16 protein-coding genes are annotated in these 17708 nt (G+C 66.7%); 12 read left to right on the top strand and 4 right to left on the bottom strand.

All coding sequences use genetic code 11. The annotated features are described in order from the left end of the window. The first annotated feature begins 103 nt into the window (after positions 1–103). The 5 genes from MOQ72_RS02085 (at position 104) to MOQ72_RS02065 (ending at position 5120) form a co-directional block, all read left to right on the top strand. A complete protein-coding gene (locus tag MOQ72_RS02085) occupies positions 104–1402 on the top strand; it encodes a 2-hydroxycarboxylate transporter family protein (protein ID WP_242180121.1) in 1299 nt (432 codons plus the stop codon). A 186-nt stretch (positions 1403–1588) separates the two neighbouring features. Continuing rightward, the gene (locus MOQ72_RS02080; RefSeq protein ID WP_242180119.1) at positions 1589–2764 is read left to right on the top strand and encodes a CaiB/BaiF CoA transferase family protein; all 1176 of its coding nucleotides are present in this window, start codon (positions 1589–1591) and stop codon (positions 2762–2764) included. Further along, positions 2764–3567 carry an HpcH/HpaI aldolase/citrate lyase family protein gene (locus MOQ72_RS02075; protein ID WP_242180118.1) on the top strand — a complete coding sequence of 268 codons (804 nt, stop codon included), beginning with the start codon at positions 2764–2766 and terminating at the stop codon, positions 3565–3567. The genes MOQ72_RS02080 and MOQ72_RS02075 overlap by 1 nt, the downstream gene beginning before the upstream one ends. 52 nt (positions 3568–3619) lie before the next feature. After that, positions 3620–4546 (top strand): LysR substrate-binding domain-containing protein, encoded by a 927-nt coding sequence (locus MOQ72_RS02070; RefSeq protein WP_242180117.1) that lies wholly within the window; start codon positions 3620–3622, stop codon positions 4544–4546. Positions 4547–4634: 88 nt separating this feature from the next. After that, on the top strand, positions 4635–5120 hold the full coding sequence (locus tag MOQ72_RS02065) for a hypothetical protein (protein ID WP_242180376.1): 486 nt from the start codon (positions 4635–4637) through the stop codon (positions 5118–5120). Positions 5121–5457: 337 nt separating this feature from the next. Here the strand turns inward: MOQ72_RS02065 and MOQ72_RS02060 are convergent, their stop codons facing one another. The 3 genes from MOQ72_RS02060 to MOQ72_RS02050 form a co-directional block, all read right to left on the bottom strand. Continuing rightward, a complete protein-coding gene (locus tag MOQ72_RS02060) occupies positions 5458–6111 on the bottom strand; it encodes a hypothetical protein (protein ID WP_242180115.1) in 654 nt (217 codons plus the stop codon). A 282-nt stretch (positions 6112–6393) separates the two neighbouring features. Then, a complete protein-coding gene (csb2, locus tag MOQ72_RS02055; RefSeq protein WP_242180371.1) occupies positions 6394–7089 on the bottom strand; it encodes a type I-G CRISPR-associated protein Csb2 in 696 nt (231 codons plus the stop codon). A gap of 5 nt (positions 7090–7094) precedes the next feature. Beyond that, positions 7095–8180, bottom strand: coding sequence for a hypothetical protein (locus MOQ72_RS02050; RefSeq protein ID WP_242180113.1), 1086 nt, complete (start codon positions 8178–8180; stop codon positions 7095–7097). 105 nt (positions 8181–8285) lie between these two features. Between MOQ72_RS02050 and MOQ72_RS02045 the strand changes: the two genes are divergently transcribed. From MOQ72_RS02045 to MOQ72_RS02015, 7 genes are all read left to right on the top strand, one after another. Then, the gene (locus MOQ72_RS02045; protein WP_242180111.1) at positions 8286–10220 is read left to right on the top strand and encodes a TIGR03986 family type III CRISPR-associated RAMP protein; all 1935 of its coding nucleotides are present in this window, start codon (positions 8286–8288) and stop codon (positions 10218–10220) included. Next, on the top strand, positions 10217–11563 hold the full coding sequence (locus tag MOQ72_RS02040; RefSeq protein ID WP_242180109.1) for a Cas10/Cmr2 second palm domain-containing protein: 1347 nt from the start codon (positions 10217–10219) through the stop codon (positions 11561–11563). Before MOQ72_RS02045 ends, MOQ72_RS02040 begins: the two co-directional genes overlap by 4 nt. Beyond that, entirely contained in the window at positions 11560–12102 is a 543-nt protein-coding gene (locus MOQ72_RS02035) for an RAMP superfamily CRISPR-associated protein (protein WP_242180107.1), read from the top strand. The genes MOQ72_RS02040 and MOQ72_RS02035 overlap by 4 nt, the downstream gene beginning before the upstream one ends. Beyond that, positions 12099–13319, top strand: a complete 1221-nt coding sequence (locus MOQ72_RS02030) for a type III-B CRISPR module-associated Cmr3 family protein (RefSeq protein ID WP_242180105.1) — start codon at positions 12099–12101, stop codon at positions 13317–13319. Before MOQ72_RS02035 ends, MOQ72_RS02030 begins: the two co-directional genes overlap by 4 nt. Next, complete coding sequence (locus MOQ72_RS02025; RefSeq protein ID WP_242180103.1) at positions 13316–14515, top strand: RAMP superfamily CRISPR-associated protein; 1200 nt, start codon at positions 13316–13318, stop codon at positions 14513–14515. Before MOQ72_RS02030 ends, MOQ72_RS02025 begins: the two co-directional genes overlap by 4 nt. Then, a complete protein-coding gene (locus tag MOQ72_RS02020) occupies positions 14512–14943 on the top strand; it encodes a hypothetical protein (RefSeq protein WP_242180101.1) in 432 nt (143 codons plus the stop codon). Before MOQ72_RS02025 ends, MOQ72_RS02020 begins: the two co-directional genes overlap by 4 nt. A gap of 788 nt (positions 14944–15731) precedes the next feature. Continuing rightward, positions 15732–17003: an HNH endonuclease signature motif containing protein gene (locus MOQ72_RS02015; RefSeq protein ID WP_242180099.1), complete on the top strand. Its 1272-nt coding sequence runs from the start codon at positions 15732–15734 to the stop codon at positions 17001–17003. 506 nt (positions 17004–17509) lie between these two features. On the opposite strand, the gene MOQ72_RS02010 is transcribed toward MOQ72_RS02015, so the two are convergent. After that, the gene (locus MOQ72_RS02010; RefSeq protein ID WP_242180097.1) at positions 17510–17701 is read right to left on the bottom strand and encodes a DUF397 domain-containing protein; all 192 of its coding nucleotides are present in this window, start codon (positions 17699–17701) and stop codon (positions 17510–17512) included. Positions 17702–17708 lie beyond the last annotated feature (7 nt).

The raw sequence follows: 17708 nt of genomic DNA, 5'->3' as shown, positions 1-17708 counted from the left end.
CGGCTGCCATAAGCCGGGCTTATACCCGCATCGCGAATCGACGTCTACTCCGCGGTGGAATGCGGGGGTTTGATGCCAGCTATCCCTACGAGGAGGTAGTGAGATGGCATCGGCCCCGAGCACCGAGTCCCGCTCGATCTGGTCCCTGCGGATCGGTGTCATCCCGCTGCCGTTCTACGCACTCCTGGTCGTCGTGCTCGCGGTGCTCGCCTGGCAGGACGACCTGGCGGCCGACATCCCGACGATGGCCGCGCTGCTGGGCGTGTGCAGCTACACCTGCTACGAGGTCGGCCGACGCATTCCGGGGTTCCGCTCGATCGGCGGGCCGGTCATCCTGGTGACCTTCCTGCCCGCGTTCCTGGTCGCCGCGCAGTGGATTCCCGCGGACCTGGCGAAGAACATCTCGACGTTCTACAAGTCCACCAACTTCCTCTACGTGTTCATCGCCGGGATCATCGTCGGCTCCATCCTGAGCATGAACCGCACCGTGCTGATCAGGGGTTTCCTCAAGATCTTCGTGCCGCTGGTGGCTGGCTCCCTCGCCGCGCTGGTCGTCGGCTCGCTGGTCGGCTGGGCGATCACCGGCGACCTGCGACGGACGGTGTTCTTCATCGTCGTGCCAGTGATGGGCGGCGGCCTCGGCGAAGGCGCCATCCCGTTGACCCTCGGCTACTCCCAGTCCGGGGCGGGCCCGGCGGAAACGCTGCTGGCCCAGGTGCTTCCGGTGGTGCTGCTCGCCAACGTCTGCGCGATCGTGTTCTCCAGCGTGCTGGGCATGATCGGCCAGCGGTTCCCGCGCACCACCGGATTCGGCAAGATCCAGCCGGATGGCGAGGACGAACTCGACCTCACCGACCGCGAACGCAGCGGATTCGACATCCGGCAGTTGGCCGCCGCCGGGTTCATGGCCATCGCCCTGTATCTGCTGGGCGAGGCCACCAACGCGCTGTTCGGCTGGCCCGCGCCGATCGTGATGCTGGTGGCCGCCATCGCGCTGAAGCTGACCCGGTGGCTGCCGCGCAGCCTGGAGCACCACTCGGGCCTGGTCTACGACTTCATGTCCACGGCCGTGACCTACCCGCTGCTGTTCGCCATCGGGGTGTCGTCCACGCCGTGGAATCAACTGCTCGAAGCCTTCACCCTCGGCACCGTGATCACCATCATCGCCACCGTGGTCAGCATGATGGCCACCGCGTTCCTGGTCGGCCGCTGGATCGGCATGTTCCCGGTCGACACCGCGATCGTGGTGGGCACCCACACCGGCCTGGGCGGCACCGGTGACGTGGCGATCCTCAGCGCCACCCGGCGGATGGCCTTGATGCCGTTCGCCCAGATCGCGACACGCATCGGCGGTGCGGTCACGGTGACCCTCGCTCTCATCACCTTCGCGAACCTGTACTGAGGGATTGGATGTGACGTGGGTGGTCCGTCAGGCAAGCGGCGTCAGCCGCTTTCCACCAACTGCGCAACTGTGGTGAATGGCATTCATGATGTCAGGGATCCCACAGCGAGAAAGCCTCTGAGGTTCCGCCACCTGCACCGCAACGCAAACCAATCGCGCACTCTCCAACCCGGTAAGGAGAAACACGTGCAACCGCTTCGCGGCGTGACCGTCGTGGCGCTCGAACAGGCCATCGCAGCGCCTTACGCCAGTCGCCACCTCGCCGACCTCGGCGCAAGGGTGATCAAGGTCGAGCGGCCGGGCGTCGGTGATTTCGCGCGCCACTACGACACCCGGGTCGAAGGACTGAGCTCGCACTTCGTCTGGGTGAATCGCAACAAGGAATCGCTCACCCTCGACGTCAAGGACCCGCGCGGCATGGCAGCCCTGCGCCGACTGCTCGGCACGGCGGACGTGTTCATCCAGAACCTCGCGCCTGGCGCGGCGGCCCGCATGGGGCTCGGTGCCGAGGAGTTGCAGGCCGACAATCGCGGGTTGGTGGTGTGCGACATCTCCGGCTACGGCCAGGGCGGCCCGTACGAGTCGATGAAGGCGTACGACCTGATGGTGCAGAGCGAGGCGGGCCTGCTGTCGGTCACCGGGTCCGGGGACGAGATGGCCAAGGTCGGCATCTCGGTCTCCGACATCGCCGCCGGGATGTACGCCTACAGCTCGATCCTGGCGGCGCTGCTGGAACGCGCGAACACCGGCAAGGGCGCGCACATCGACGTCTCGATGCTGGAGGCCACCGTCGAGTGGATGGGCTTCCCGCTCTACTACTCCTATCGCGGCGCCGAGCCACCGCCCCGAGCCGGTGCGGCGCACGCGACCATCTACCCGTACGGACCGTTCACCGCGGGCGACGGCAAGGTCATCATGCTGGCCGTCCAGAACGAGCGGGAATGGCGCGCTTTCTGCGATCGGTTCCTAGGTCAACCCGAACTCGCCGACCACCCCGACTTCGCCGGGAACGCCAACCGCAACGCCAACCGCGGGGAACTGGGGCGGATCATCGCCGACCGCTTCGCGACCCTGACCGGCGAGGCGGCGACCACGCTGCTGACCGCCGTCCCGGTCGCCTGCGCGCACGTCAACACCCTTGCTGACGTGTGGGAACACCCGCAGCTCGGGGCGCGTGGCCGGTGGCACGAGATGCAGACACCGAACGGTCCGGTACCCGCGCTGGCCCCGCCGGGGCCGGTCAACCCGCAGCCGCGGATGGAGCCGATCCCGGACGTGGGCGAGCACACCCGCAAGATCCTCACCGAACTCGGTCTCTCGGAGTCCGATGTGGACGACCTGATCCGGGACGGGGTGGCGTGATGCGGACCGCGGTCGCTTGGCTGTTCGTACCCGGATCCCGCCCGGAGCGGTTCGCCAAAGCTGCTGCGGCGGGCGCGGATGTCGTCATCGTCGACCTGGAAGACGCCGTGCCCGCTGCTGACAAAGCGGCGGCGCGGGAGAACCTGCGTGCTGCGTGGCCGATCGGGCCGAATGTCGCGGTGCGCATCAACGCCCGCAGCACCGAGGAGTTCGACGACGATGTTGCGCTCTGCCGGGAAATCGCCCCGGCTGCGGTCGTCCTGCCGAAGACCGAGAGCGCGGCGGATGTCGAGGCGACGGCCGAGGACACCGGTTGCGCGGTGCTGGGTCTCATCGAATCGGCACGCGGGTTCGTCAACCTCGGCGAGATCTGCGCCGCCCCCGGTCTGGCCAGGCTGATGTTCGGCAGCATCGACCTCGCGCTGGACCTCGGAGTCACCGCCGACGCGGCGCTGGACGCCTCGCGCAGCGACCTGGTGCGGTGGTCGGCGGCGTGCGGGCTGCCCGCACCGATCGACGGTGTCACACCGTCGATCAACGACACCGAGGCGATCGACCGCGATTCGCGACGGGCCAAGGAGTGGGGCTTCGGCGGAAAGCTGTGCATCCATCCCGCGCAGCTACCGATCGTCCGGCGCGCGATGCGGCCCGGCGACGACGAGATCGCGTGGGCGCGACGTGTGGTCGAAGCCGACGAACAGGCAGGCGGAGCTGCGGTTTCGTTGGACGGTGCGATGATTGACCGGCCCGTGGTGGAACGCGCCCGACGCCTGCTGCGGGCGGCGGGCCTGGGCCCGCTGTAGCCGGACCCAGCTCGCGGAGGTGGTGGATCTCTCGCTCGGGAAGGGGGGCGACGTGGACATCGCTCACCTGCGCGACTTCATCACCGTCGTCGACTCCGGCAGCCTGACCCGCGCCGCCGCCCAGCTCTACGTCTCGCAACCGGCCCTCAGCCAGCGGATCGCGCACTTGGAGGGCGAACTCGGGGTCCGCCTGCTCGAACGCGGACCCCGAGGCGTGGCCCCCACCCAGGCCGGACTCGCGCTCTACCGCGACGCCCAACAACTGGTGCGGCAGTTCGACCGGATCGCGGGCGACGTGCTCAGCGGCGACCGCATCCACGGCCCGGTCGCCGTCGGCCTGCCGACCACCGTGTCGGTGCGGTTGGCTCCGGCGCTGTTCTCCTGGACGAAGGCGCACCACCCCGGCATCCACCTCCAACTCTTCGAGTCGATGAGCGGCTACATCCAGGAACTGCTCACCCTCGGCCGCCTCGACCTGGCCGTGCTGTACCGGGACGACGAAACCGCCCGCCCGGCCGAAACGCTGCTGTACTCGGAGGACCTGTACCTCATCGGCCAACCGAAACCACCTGCTGCTGAGGAGGACGAGATCGAGTTGCTGCACCTGCGGAACACTCCGTTGGTGGTGCCGGGTGGGCGCAGCGACCTGCGGGCGCTGATCGACCGCGTCTTCGCGGCGCAGGGTTTGGTGCCGTCGATCGTCGCGGACGTGGACTCGCTCGGGGCGATGATCCGCATCGCGGCCAGCGGCGAGGCGTGCACGATCCTGCCGCTGTCGAGCGTCGCGGACCAAGACGACCACCGAGCGCTCGGGGTGCGGCGAATCCGCAACCCGGTGATCGAGCGCAGCGTGGCGGTGTGCAACACCGTTGAGTACTACCAGTCCAGGGACGCGGTCGCGGCCATGCAGCAGGGCATCGTGGCGGTGACGACGCGGATGGCCAACGACGGCGACTGGCCGGGAATCCGCCTGGTCTGAGCACCTGCGCTGACCTCACGGTCGGCCGACGTGTCAAGAATGACAGGAGCGGAGGCATTTCCCGGCGCGGCTCTGGCAATCTGTTCGGGTGCTGGAGATCGCGGACAAGCTGGGCTCGGTGCTGTCGGCCCTGATCGGACTGATCGGGTTGGTGCTGACCGGCTACGGCCTGCGGCTGCAACGCCGCGCAGCGTCTCCGCCGACGCCCGCTCCGCCATTTCCGACTCCTCCAGCACCTGCTCCGCCGACGCCTGCTCCCTCAGCACCTGCTCCGCCGGTAGTGCCGCCTCCGGAACCGCCGCCAGAACCGGAACCCGAGCGGTTGGAAGTCCCGCACCGCGCGGACTGGGTGCCCTCTCCGGAGCACCTTCCAGCCGGTCCCGCATGGGGATCCGACGGCTACGGAGGTCAGCCAGCAGGCCAGCAGCCAGCCCCTTGGCCCGTATCGCCTCTCGAGCAACGACCGGATGCATGGGGCGAAGAACCGCTGCGGCCTCGCCGCTGGACACTGGTCGTCGGACTGATCCTCCTCGGCGTAGCGGTGGCGCTGGGAGCCGTCACCTGGCTCCTGTAACACACCAATCCCTCCGGCAGACTTGCGCAGCGGTGAAGTCGAGCAGGCTCGCGGCATGCGTGACTTCGCTGGGCTACGGCGCCATTGAGCACGCCAATCGCCACGTCACCGACCAGCGCCGACACCCGACGGGCACGATCGGCCGCTGAGCGCCTGCCTCGATCGCGCGTACCGGGATGGGTGGTGGTGACGCCGATTTCGCGCGAAATCGGCGCTTCCGGTGAGGAGCAGGTGGCGATTTCGCGCGAAATCGCCACCGGTCCAGCCCCGCGTGACCGCCTCGATGCCAAGGACCGATTCGCGTCGGCTCGCCCAGTCGGTGGCGGGCATGGTCCTGCTAGTCGTCGAGGGATCGGGAGAAGGCGCGATCGCGGCGGAGGCGCAGGAGGAGGAACGCGGCGCCACCGACGACGACCACGATGCCGATCCCGCCGACGATCCACACCCACCGCGGTGTCATGTGCCCGGACACCGCGACTATCTCGCCTTCGCCCGGAACAGCGGTGATGTTGCTCGGTGCGAGGATCTGGTCATCAGCGCCGAGCAGTTCGTTGTGCTGGCGGAAGTCGTCCAAGCCCGCGCTGTAGCGGTTGCCCTGGGAGTCGACCAACTCGCTGGCGCCGTCGGGTTTGCGCGCCACCCACAACGTCATCAGCTCAAGCTGCCCGCTCCCGTGCTTGACCAGGATGTCGCGTTCGTAGACCTCCGCAGCGGGTCCGGCGAAGTCCTCCACCGCCTTGCTGACCGCTCCGTCCAGCTCACAACTGCGCTTGGCTTCTTCGAGGTCGTCACCGCACGAGTAGGCGGCCAACATCTCGGCTATGACCTGGCTCGGGGGGCCCTCGGCGGCGAACTGGGCAAGCCGATCCTCGCTCGTCGCCCCGCGGAACACGTCCCCCTCGACGTCAGTCGACTCCATGTACTCCCGGAACAGTTCCGACACGCTGGTCGACGACGAGCCACACCCGGTCAACACCAGCGAAACAGCCACGCCCACCAGGCACCAAATCCACCCGCGCCGGGCAGTGGTGGACGCCGTGCGAGAGCCCCCGTCTGACGGAACGGGAGAACCAACCCGGCGTCGGCCGGGCGGGGTATAAGCGACACCGAGCACGAACGTCCTCCTCTTGCAGGTCGCCGCCAACGAAAAGCGAATCGCCAGCTGAGTATCCCGCCTCGATCCGGGACCCCTCCCCGTTTTGGCCAACAAACCCAGCTGTTGTGCGGGCGCAGCTGCTGAGCGCTTGCTCGGCGGGTCCTGCCCGGTCTCAGATCACTGCGCCGGAACGCAAAGCCCCATACCCAGATAGCGCTGGGCGCCAAGCAGGACCGGTCCCTCCACCGGGCCTGGGAACTCCAACCTCGCATGGGTGAATGGCCGTGGCGTCCGCTCCCGGCGCGCCAGGTCACTGCGGCCCAGGTGCGCGCCTCCGGAGACCAACGGATCGCGGGAGACCGTCACCACCGCCGGATCAGGCAGTCCCTTGTGCACGCATGCGCGTCGGATTTCCGACTCTTCCTTGCCGGTCCCCGAGAACCTGTCGAGCACCATCGGAGTCACCGTCGCCCAACACCTGGACGGCCTCGTCCACCACTGCGGGTTCAGCCGTCCGCTGCCTTCGCCGCGCCGCAGCGGAAGGCGAACACCCGCCAGGTGGAGTTCGAAAAAGTCCCCGAGCGCTGCGGTGACCTCGTCGACAAGATCCGAACGCTCAGCGGGGAACAGCAGGCCGACACCGAGCACCTCGGCGCGTGCCTCCGGATGCCCGGCATCGAGCAGCGGCAGGTAGGCGAGGTGCGGGCGGTTATCCGCGCCGTGTCCGCTGACCTCCGGAGGCAGCGGATTCGGCACCCTGCTCATGACGGCCTTCCGCAGGCACGCTGCCAAGGCGCCGGACTGGCGGCCCGCCACGCGGACACCAGGCGGGAAGCCGAACGTCAACATCGTGGTCGGCGCCTCCACCAACATCCTGGTCACTCCGAACGAATAGCGGTCGATGGCTGCGCGGGACGAACCCGCATGGGGATGAACGCGTCGGTCGGCTGGTCGAAGTGCATCAGGTAGGTGTGTCGGTAGAAGGCACACCTGTACTGCACCAACTGCCAGCCCACCGCGAAAGCGACGGTCTTCGGCATCTGAGCGATCACGACCAGTTCGGTATCCGGGTGTTGTCTTTTGATCCCGGCCAACTGGCCGGCGACCAGCCGAGCGCACCGCTCCAGGTCCGCCCCGTTCAGGTGCGGTTCGTCCTCGCCCGTCAACACATCTTCGGATTCGCCGATGGTGTACAAGGTCCGGACCCCGAACTCGCGGAAACGCTCGAACCTGCGGTGGTGGACGAGTTGCGCTGTCTTCGTCAACCCGATGTGCACCCCGATGCGCTCACCCAGCGCACCTTCGACGGTCTCGGCATGCGCGGTCAGCGTCGGAACGTCCGCCTCCGCCACGTACTCCAGGTTGAACTCCTCGGCCGATTTACCTGTCCGGGTAGGGAGTTCCACGAGCCGGAAATCGTGCGTGCGCGCCGGGAGGTAGCCGCCAACTGCCATCGCGATGGGCCACAGCATGACGGGTGCGACGGAATGCCTACCGTCATCGTGTGTCGTGCTGACGAGGTTCTGCAGCTGCGCGCCGACCTCATGGCACTGCTCTTGCAGGTCGATGACCCCATCGACGGTGTTGGTGTCGAAGTCGATCCACCTGTGCACCACGCGTATCGACATGTGCCGCTTCGCCGCGATGGCACGGGAATTGCCGCCTTGCTCCTGCGTGCGGTCCCGCATCCCCTCGTCGAGGACCTGCACGCTGAACAGCGTCCCCGAGGTCTGGCGAACCCCGTAGCGCAGCCACACCGCGAAGCCGACCACGATCAACGCGACGATCAGGACGGCAACGCGCATCAGCACCACCCGCGCGTTCGGGTCCGTCTTCGGGAGCAGGTCTTCCAGGAACAGCGACAGCATCGCGGTGGACACCGCACCGAAGATGACCGCTACCAGCGAGACCACTCGGACGCGTTTCGAGACGTTGCCGCGAGTCAAAACCGAGAAGATCCGCATGCCGCTCCACGTCGATCAGGGGACGGCGTGTAACCTACCGTGCCTCCGATCGGTCACGCTCAGTGTTTGCAACCTCAAGGGCCAGGGTCACCCAGGAGGCCGCACTTGGACGAAACGTTCGTCAACCCCTACACGTTCGTGCCGCTACCGGCGCATCCGCCGAAACGTGGCGAGCCACATGGTCACCTGGGCAAACCCGAACTGCTGTCCGGGAAGCTGACCATCACCATCGAAGCGGTAACCCGGCTGCTCATCCGTGGGTTCGGCGAATCCGCTCTGCCCAGGCGCCCGGACGGCACCGCGTTCATACCGGGCTCGTCGCTCAAGGGTGCCACCCGGGCGTTGCACGAAACCCTGACCGGCAGTTGTCTGCGCGTGCTCGACGAGGATTTCGTCCCGTCGTACCGGGACCAGGTGGAATCCGGCGGAGATCGTCTGCTGGCCGTGGTCGAAGTACCGCCGCAGGATGGACGACCACCAGAAGTGCGCTTCTGCGCGCCCGGCGATATGCGCAGCGATCGCCTCGACCAGGAGCTGCTGCACGACCTGAACAGCGCAGACCCGCTGATATCCGGAGCGCGGCTGAACGTGAAAGAGCGGGGTTCGCACGGCCGCCCGATCGACGTCGAGCGCGCCAAAGATGGCGAGTGGGTGGTCTTCATCCGCGATTCGCGGGACGACGAGCAGACCTACCGCGCCCACATCCGCAAGCTCACCGGGGAAACCGGCGCGATCCCAGTGGAGGTCTGGGACCGTTTCAAAGCGCTGGTGCAGGGCACGGATGACCAACGCACCAAGCAGCGCGAAGAGCGCGGCGATGAGGTCACCGCGCCAGTGACGATCAAGCGCAAGGCCAAGAACGGTCCCGAGCAGATCTTCGAAGTCGGACACCGCTATCGAGCCAGTCCTGACCTGCGCAAAGGCCAGCCGGTGTGGGTGAAGCGCAACAGGTACGGCATAACCGAACTGGGCCTTGCCATGGCTTGGCGGCACTTCGGCGCAACTTCCGCCGGAGAACGCGCTGGCAAGTTCAAGCCATGCACGTCGAACCACGAGTTGTGCGCGAGCTGCCGCCTGTTCGGGTCCGCAGATCTGTCCGGTCCGAAGGACGCCGCAGCGCAGCGTTCCTACCAGGGACACGTGCGATTCGGGGACGCTCTGGCGAACGGTCCGGTGACGCCCGAGCACGTCACGCTCCCGCCAATGGGTGCACCGCGACCTGGCGCCGGGCAGTTCTACCTGGACAACACCAGCGTTGACGGAACGATCGCGAGCAAGGGGAACCCGCCGCTGCGCGAGTGGGGTTCGGAAGCAGATCTCCAGAAAGGACGCGGGAGTCGCCAGCTGCGGGGCCGGAAGTACTACTGGCACACACCAGAACCGAACGGCCGCGAGAAAGCCCGCAAACACCAGCTCGACAAGAAAATGACCGCCGAGGCCGAGGCGTTTCCGGCCAACACCAGCTTCACCGCTGACATCACCTTCACCGACATCGACCGGGCGCAGCTCGGTGGGTTGCTCGCCGCGCTGCAACCGGGGCGAGCGCTGCGGCGGGACGGGCTGTTGCAGCACATCGGGGGCGGTCGACCGTTGGGTTTCGGAAGTTGCCGGATCACCGTGGTTGCGGCCGAGATCCAGTCGTCCGGTGCCCGTTACGGCAACGGCTCGACCTCGTTGGCGCTCGACCAGCTGACGCTGTTGATCGACGAGTTCCGCGCATCGCTGGGAGATCTACCCCGCACGCTGTGGCCGCAGATCGCCGAGGTCCTGGACCCGAACACGGTGGACGCTTCGAAGGTCTGGTACCCGCCGGGCGAGCCGTGGGCTGCGAAGGGCACGGAGGAGTTCGACGAGGGTTTCGAGTTCTGGAAGCACACCTCGGGCCAAGGCGGGGCCGAACGCCGGGGCAAGGACGGCAAACCCAGCGGTCAGCAGGGCGGGTACCTGCTCAAGTCGCTGCCGCATCTGACCAGATCGTCCAACCACAAGATGGAGATCGCCAGCAAGAAGGACAAGCCCGAGAGGAAGCGCCGGTCGTGACCGACTATCTCGACGTCAGCGTCGTGCAGATCCAGTCGTGGCTGACTCGCACACCACAACTTCAGGGCCGACGCGGTGCCTCCACCATGATTTCGGCCGCCACCGCACGCGAGGTCATCGACAAGCTGCTCGTGCCACATTCGGATCTGGTCAAGCGGAACGACGAAGTCGGCGACGTGGATGGCGTGGTAGCCCTCCAACTGCTGACTCCCGAACCGGATGCGGCGAAGCAGGTGAAGAACGCCGTGGTTGCGCACCTGCGCGCGAAGTTGCCCACCGCTTCGCTGGTTGTTCGGAAGACCAGCGGCAAGAACTACGCCGACGCGCAGCTGAACACCTCCGAACCGGACGATGAGCATTGGCCAGCCGCAGTTGCCGACTGGCCTGTTGGACGACCTTGCGAATGGTGCCACGTTCAGCCCGCGGATCCGATCCAGCAGGATCGCGAGCAGAAGCGACTTTGCCGCGAATGCGTGATGCGACGCGAAGCCGCAGGCTGGGCGAAAAGCGGCACGCGAGTGCCCAGCCAGGAGGAAAAGCTGCTCACCAGGCTTGCCCTGCCACCGGGCAAGAAGGTGCCAGACGAGTTCAAAGACCTCGCCGCTCTGGAGGAGGAGCGGTCGCTCGCATTGGTCTATGCCGACGGAAACGCCGTTGGCAGGTTCATCAGCGGCCTGCAGAGGGGCACCAAGAAGGGGCGCAAGCTGCTGCCAACGATCGCCAAGGAGATCGACGAAGCCACCTGGACCGCGCTGGTGAAGGCAGTCGAGGCGATCTCGGATGCTGACGACCACCTCCTACCAGTGGTTCCGCACCTGGTGGGCGGAGATGACGTGCTGGTCAGCGTGCCCGCTCGCCGCGCTTGGCGATTCGTGATGACGTTGCAATCGACCTTCGCCGAGCGGATCGCGGCACAGGCCAGCGGCGCTGGTGCGCAGCTTCCGACGCTGTCAGCGGGGATTGTCTTCCACCACTACGCCAGGCCGTTGCATGTGATGTGCGATCTCGCCAAAACATTGTTGCGACGTGCGAAGGAGTCCGTTCAAGGCAACGAGGCGGCAATCGCGTGGCAGGACGTGACCCGTGACGGGCAGACTCCGGCCGATCGTGATCCCGTCCGACTCGCTGACCTGCTGGCGAAGCATGCCGACTTGACCAGACTCGCCGAACGCGGCAACTCGGCGCAGCAACGCCTAGCCGAGCTTATCCGGGTGAACGGCGTGGAGTCCGAGCCGCTGCAAACCCACCTCCAACGGCTCGGCCTCGGCGAAGTCGTCTCGCCATTCCGCGACCGGCCGATCGAACTACTGGATGCGCTGGGGATGGTGCGGTGGTGGCGATGACCAGGTTCGACTTCGAGATCACCTTCCACAGCCCATTCCGGGTCGCGCTGGGGGAAGGTGCTGCCGGAGTGCACGACACGGTCAGCAGGGACGACCCGCTGCCTTCCCACGGCATCAAGGGTGTCATGCGGGCGACGGCGAAACTCCTGTTGGGCAAGGAAAACCCGGTGGTCGCGGAGGTCTTCGGCTCCGACTACGCGCGGTGCCCGTGGCGCTGGAGTTCCGCGACACCGCAAGAACGTTGGTACCCGGCGCAGCCAACGGCCCGCGTGAACATCGACCCCGACACGCACACCGCCCGCGACGACATGCTCTCCATCGCCGAGCAGACCGGTGCCGCCACCGCCACGTTCAACGTGACCCAGTTCGGCCACGTCACGGACCTTGCCGCACACCGGGCGGTTCTCGTCGTCGCCGCGCAGGCCACCCGATCGCTGGGGGCGCTGCGGCGGCGCGGGCTCGGCTGGGTGGGCATCCGGTGCACCAGCCACGAAACCGACGAAGCCACCGTCCGCCGATTCCTCCAGTTGAGGCCATGACTGATACCGCCCGAGTAACCGCAACCCTCGCCGAGCCGGTTGCGGCAGTTCGCGACCTCCGCAACGACTACCGCCAGGAGTCCTACGACCACATTCCCGGCACTGTCGTGCGGGGCGCGCTCGCGGCTGCGCGGATCCGCCACTACGGGCCGCCAAAGCAGGACGACGCGACTTTCCTCGAAATCTTCGAGGGCGACGGCACGTTCGGACCGCTGCATTCGCACAACAGCCTGCCGGTCCCGCTCAGCGTCAAGGTGCACAAATACCGCCCAGGTGCCACTTGCACCCAACTCTGGTGGGACACCGCAACCGGCGTGAATGCCGATACCTGCCCGAAGTGCGGGCAGAAGCTCGAATTCAGCAAAGGCGATCCGACAGGGCAGGTCCAGCGCAGCCAGCGGACGCACGTAGCTCTCGACGAGGAGGGCGTGGCGGTGGACGGAAGCCTGTACAGGCAGAACAGCATCGCCGCGGGCAACGTTTTCGCAGGGTGGTTGTCCGGTCCGGCGGTTCGCGCGCTGACTATCGATGGCGCGCCCGTCGACACATTGATCTTCGGAGGAAAGCAGAGCGTGCAGGGGCGCGCTGAGATCGCGGTCGACTTCACCGCCGAACCCGAGCCGGTCAAGGTCGACGGCGACACTGTGATCTTGTACCTCGCTGCTCCGGGCGTTTTCGTCGATGCGTTCGGGTTGCCGAGCGACGAGCCGGATCTTTGTGAGCTATCAGGGGTATTGGGCGTCAAAGCACTGAAAGTGACGCGGAAACGGGTGCGCTGGACCACCGTCGGCGGCTGGCACCAGGCCAGTGGCCTGCCGAAATCGACCGAGCGCGCGGTGCGGGCCGGGTCGGTCTACCAGATCCGCTGCGCCGAAGCACCGGCCGAGGATGCGCGGCGAGTGCTGATGGTGCGAGGTGTCGGCTTGCGACGGCGGGAAGGTTTCGGTGCGCTCTACCTGCCCCAAGAGCCGTTCACGCGCCACCGGTGGAAGGGGCTGCTGGCCCCGATGCGGGGTGATTGGAAAACATTCCAGACCCAACTGCCACTGCTTCGCGCCCGTGTCGCTGAGTTGCGCGACGGCATCCGCGACGACGCGCCGTACCAGGAACGACTCGAAGCCGACGACAGGTATGCGACCGCGCTGCGGGAACTGTTGAGCATCACCGAACCCCGGCTTGTCAGTGATCTGCTGGACGACTTGGAGGCCGGGAAGTGAAGGTCGCCCTGTTCACGCTGCGGCTTCGCATGGAAACCGCGGGAGGTGTCGCGGGCACCGAGGTGGTGACGGCCGAGGGCAGCACGCTGAAACTCCGTCTCGCCCCGGACGGAACCGTTCACCTGCCCGGAACGACCGTCGCCGGAAGCCTGCGCGCGCACTGCGGGCCGGGACTGGCGGACCTGTTCGGCGCGGAATCGAAGGCTTCGCCAATCCAGGTGCTCGGCACGGTGTACCACGAAGCAGGAGAGCCGGTCCCGCACACTCGCACGGCAATCGACCGTGAGCGCGGTGCCGCCAGGACGAACACCTACCACGTGGTCGAGCAACTTCTGGCGGGGACCGAGTTCGACATCATGCTGCGCTGGAACAACCCGGAATCCGCGCGGCGCGAGGCTTTCCTGCGCAAACTCAAGTCCTGGCACCCCCGGCTGGGGCGCGGTGTCAGCCACGGCTCCGGCAAGTGCAAACTCGTCGGCTGGGGTGTCGCCGACTACGACCTGAACACGCCGGACGGGCTGCTCGACTGGATCCAGCACACCGGCCTCGACTCGTACCCGAAGCCGACGCTTCCGGCGGAAGCTGAGCCGTCAAGTGAAGTGTTCAACATCGAGATGGCCATTGTGGATGGATTGCACTGCGGTGTCGACGAGGCGGAGAAGCCTGAGAAGGAGCCGCGGCGCGTTTACCGGTTGTACGAGGACGGGCCGCGCGCGATTCCCGGCTCGACGCTCAAGGGAGTCCTTCGTTCCCGCGCGGAGTACATCTGCCGCGTAGTGGGGACCGATGCCTGCACCGAACAGGACTGCGGCAGGTGCCAGCCGTGCCGGATCTTCGGTTTCGTCGGCACTCGTGCCGCTGTGGCGGTGCCCACCGCAGTCATCGAGGACGCCGAGTTCCAGGACCGACCGCATGTGGCCATCGACCGGTTCACCGGCGGCTACAAGCACGGGGCGCTCTACACCGATGAAGTCGTGGTCGCCGGGCGGTTCCGCCTGCGAGTGGACCGGATCGGGAAGCTGGAAGAACGCGATGTGGCGTTGTTGCAAGCGGTTGTCACCGACCTGCACGACGGCCTGATCGGCATCGGCGAGAACACGATGGGCGGCTACGGGACGGTCCGGGTTCTTGATCCGGACTGGCGGCGGCCGGTGCTGACCGACCTGGCCGATCTGCTCCGGAAGGAAGCTGCATGACCTGGTTCCTGCACGGCACCGGCCAACGGACGGGCTCCGACTGGCCGATGCTCCAGTCGTTCGCGGCCGATTGGGAGGCGAGTTGGGCGGATGTGGCGGGTTTCCACCTGGAACCGATGCCCGAGCAGCAGCCGGTCACCACGCACCTGTGGGCGTGGTCGCAGAGCCATTGGCTACGCGTCAGAATCGATGGCGCCTGCTGGTGGGCAGCATTGTTGAGCAGTGATGATTCGGGTGTCGGTGAGCCGTGGACGGAAACGGACGAGGTGCCAGAGCCGACGATTTCCGACATCCGGCACTGGCACGTGGGCAGCGACCGGCAGGTGCGGCAGTTCCGGGGCAACACCGAGATCCTGGACCGCGACGACTTCTTCCAACTCGTCCCACTACGCCCAACCACCGCAGCGTTCATCGGCAGACACGCTTGATCCGGACACAACGTCTCCGCAACAGCCACTGCACTCATGCCGACCGGTCTGCGAGCGGTTCAGCGAGCACTCCCCCAGGCACCAACCGCTCGCAACCCGTAACGGCAGGTCAGAGCGGCAACGACAGCGGTGTAACACCGACTACCGCAACGTGAGCGATCTCCAGACGGAACTGCTCGCGATGATCTTTGAAACCCCAGGTCAGAACACCAGGATTCACCAAGCCCCGTCACCGGCTCCCAAAGCCGGTCCCCATTGCGGCTCGAACAGTTCGCCCAAGTGCATGTTGATCTTCATGCCGCCTGTCACCGGCTTCCAGAACCGGTCCCGATTGCGGCCTGCAACGCCACACTGCGTGCCTCGCACCGCAGCTCCACCTGTCACTGGCTCCAAGAGCCGGTCCCCATTGCGGCTCGCCGTATTCTTCCGGAATCGTTAAGCCCAGTAGGCCCGCCTGTCACCGGCTCCATGAGCCGGTTTCCATTGCGGCATGTAGCTCTGCATCCGTGGCCGAATCCACGCTTGGGACTGTCTGTCACCGGCTCCCAGAGCTGGTGTTCCCATAGCGGCGTGACCATGACCAGATATTCCGGGTGAGCGGCTCGCTTTCCGGGCCCCGAGTCCTGGTTCGACATTTTCTTGATCACTCTATCTAGCGATCGAATTTTTGTTCGATCAGTGGGATAGTTGTTGGTATGGAACCGATCGCGCTGCTGCCATCGTCGACTGTGGAGGGCATGAGTCCACGGTCGGCTATGGCAGCACGTTCGGATGCCGAGATTCGTGCGGTGATCCGTGAGACTGAGGCGGCGATGCGTGCTGCTCTGGCGACGCAGGTGCAGGCGATCGCCGAGGCCGAGCGCCGTGGTCTGTACGCGGACAGCAGTGCTCGTAAGACTGAGGTGTGGTTGCAGGAGATGCTGAACATCTCGCCCGGTGAAGCGCGCAGCCGTACGTTGGTCGCCCGCAGGGCGACGCCGCAGGCCACGCTGTATGGCGAGACGCTGCCCGCTGATCTGCCCGCGACTGCCGAGGCGATCCAGGCCGGTGCGATCACGGTGCAGCACGCCCGCGTCATCATCGACGGCATGGCCCGGTTGGCGCCGATCTGCACGTTCGACCAGGAAGAACAGGCCGAAGCGATGCTCGCCGGGTACGCCACCGAGTTCCCGCCGCACCACCTCGCCCGCCTCGCCGAGCGGCTGCGCTACCACTTCGACCAGGACGGCGCGTTCCGCGAGGAAGAGACCCAGCACACGATCCGCGAACTGCACTACGGTTCGGCCGCCGACGGCATGATGTTCATCAAGGCGCGGCTCGACCGCGAAACCGGCGCGAAGTTCACGGCCGTGATCGAACCCCTCGCCGCCCCGCGCCCTGCGGAAGACGGGACTCTCGACCCGCGAACCGCCGCCCAGCGCAATGCCGATGCATTCGACGCGATGCTGGACATCACGCTGCGCTCCGACCGCCTGCCCCGCGCGGGAGGCCAACGCCCGCACCTGGCGATCACCATCGACTTCGACGACCTCAAGCGCGGCCTGATCTCCCCCGGCTGCGACGGCCTGCCCGGCACCATCACCACAACCGGCCAACCCATCACGGCCGACAACGCCCGCCGCCTGGCCTGCGACGCCGAAATCCTCCCGGTGCTGCTGGGCAGCGACGGGGCACCGCTGAACGTCGGACGTACCGAACGCACCGCGCCCGCGCACCTCCGTGCGGCGCTGCTGCAACGCGACGACACCTGCGCCTTCCCCAGCTGCGACCGGCCGCCCGGCACCCCCGACGCCCACCACATCGTCTCGTGGATCGACGGAGGCCCCACCAACCTGAACAACATGGTCATGCTCTGCGGCCACCACCACCGAGCAATCCACAACCAGCACTGGCAGATCACCATCGAGCACAACCGCCCGATCTTCATCCCACCAACCTCAGTAGACCCAACCCGAAAACCAAGACCAGGCGGCCGACCACGCCACCAAGAACACCACACGATCCTCCGCCAGGCGATCCCAAGACCACGCCAACCGGAGGCCACCCCCGCATGCCCATAGGCGGGCGCGGGTGCGATGAACCACGCCCGTGCCCGCACCAGCACCACCTGCGCTCCTACCGCGAGCGGTCCAGTGCGAACACCTCCACACACGAACCGCTCGCAATCCAAAACAGCAAGTCAGAAGGCATATGGCACCGGTGTAAGATCGATGAACAGCAGGCAAACGATCTCCAAACGGAACCACTCGCAACGACCTTTGAAACCCCAGGTCAAAGACACCAAATTCGCCAAGCCCGTCACCGGCCCCCAAAGCCGGTCCCCATTGCGGCGCGCACGCGAGCGTCCACTGCTGATCGACGCCGTACTGTCACCGGCTCCCAAAGCCGGTCCCCATTGCGGCATACGTGGGAGCGGGAACGTCAACATCGACATTCTGGCTGTCACCGGCTCTGAGAACCGGGGGCCTGTATGAGGCGCGGCACGGGCCGTGTCCTCAGCGATGGACAAACAGCGGGGCGGGCCGCCCGTGGCTGGTGGCCCGCCCCACTTTTCGTATCAGTCCGATCAGATATCGGACCAGCGGTCTCGCACTCCGGTCAAGAAAGTCGCGAACGCCTTCTCGTCGATGCTCAGGATCGGGCTGTCCGCGCCGAGCTTCGTGTCCCGGATACCGACGTGGCCCGGTGCGAAGCCGACCTCGACGCAGTTGTCGTTCTGGATGCTTCGTGAGGACTTGCGCCAGCCGGTGAACTCCATGGCGATG

Origin of the sequence: Saccharopolyspora soli (assembly GCF_022678645.1) — a bacterium.
Taxonomy (GTDB): Bacteria; Actinomycetota; Actinomycetes; order Mycobacteriales; family Pseudonocardiaceae; genus Saccharopolyspora; species Saccharopolyspora soli.
Note: the sequence above shows the minus strand (reverse complement) of the source record. Positions and strands in the feature narration are given on the sequence as shown.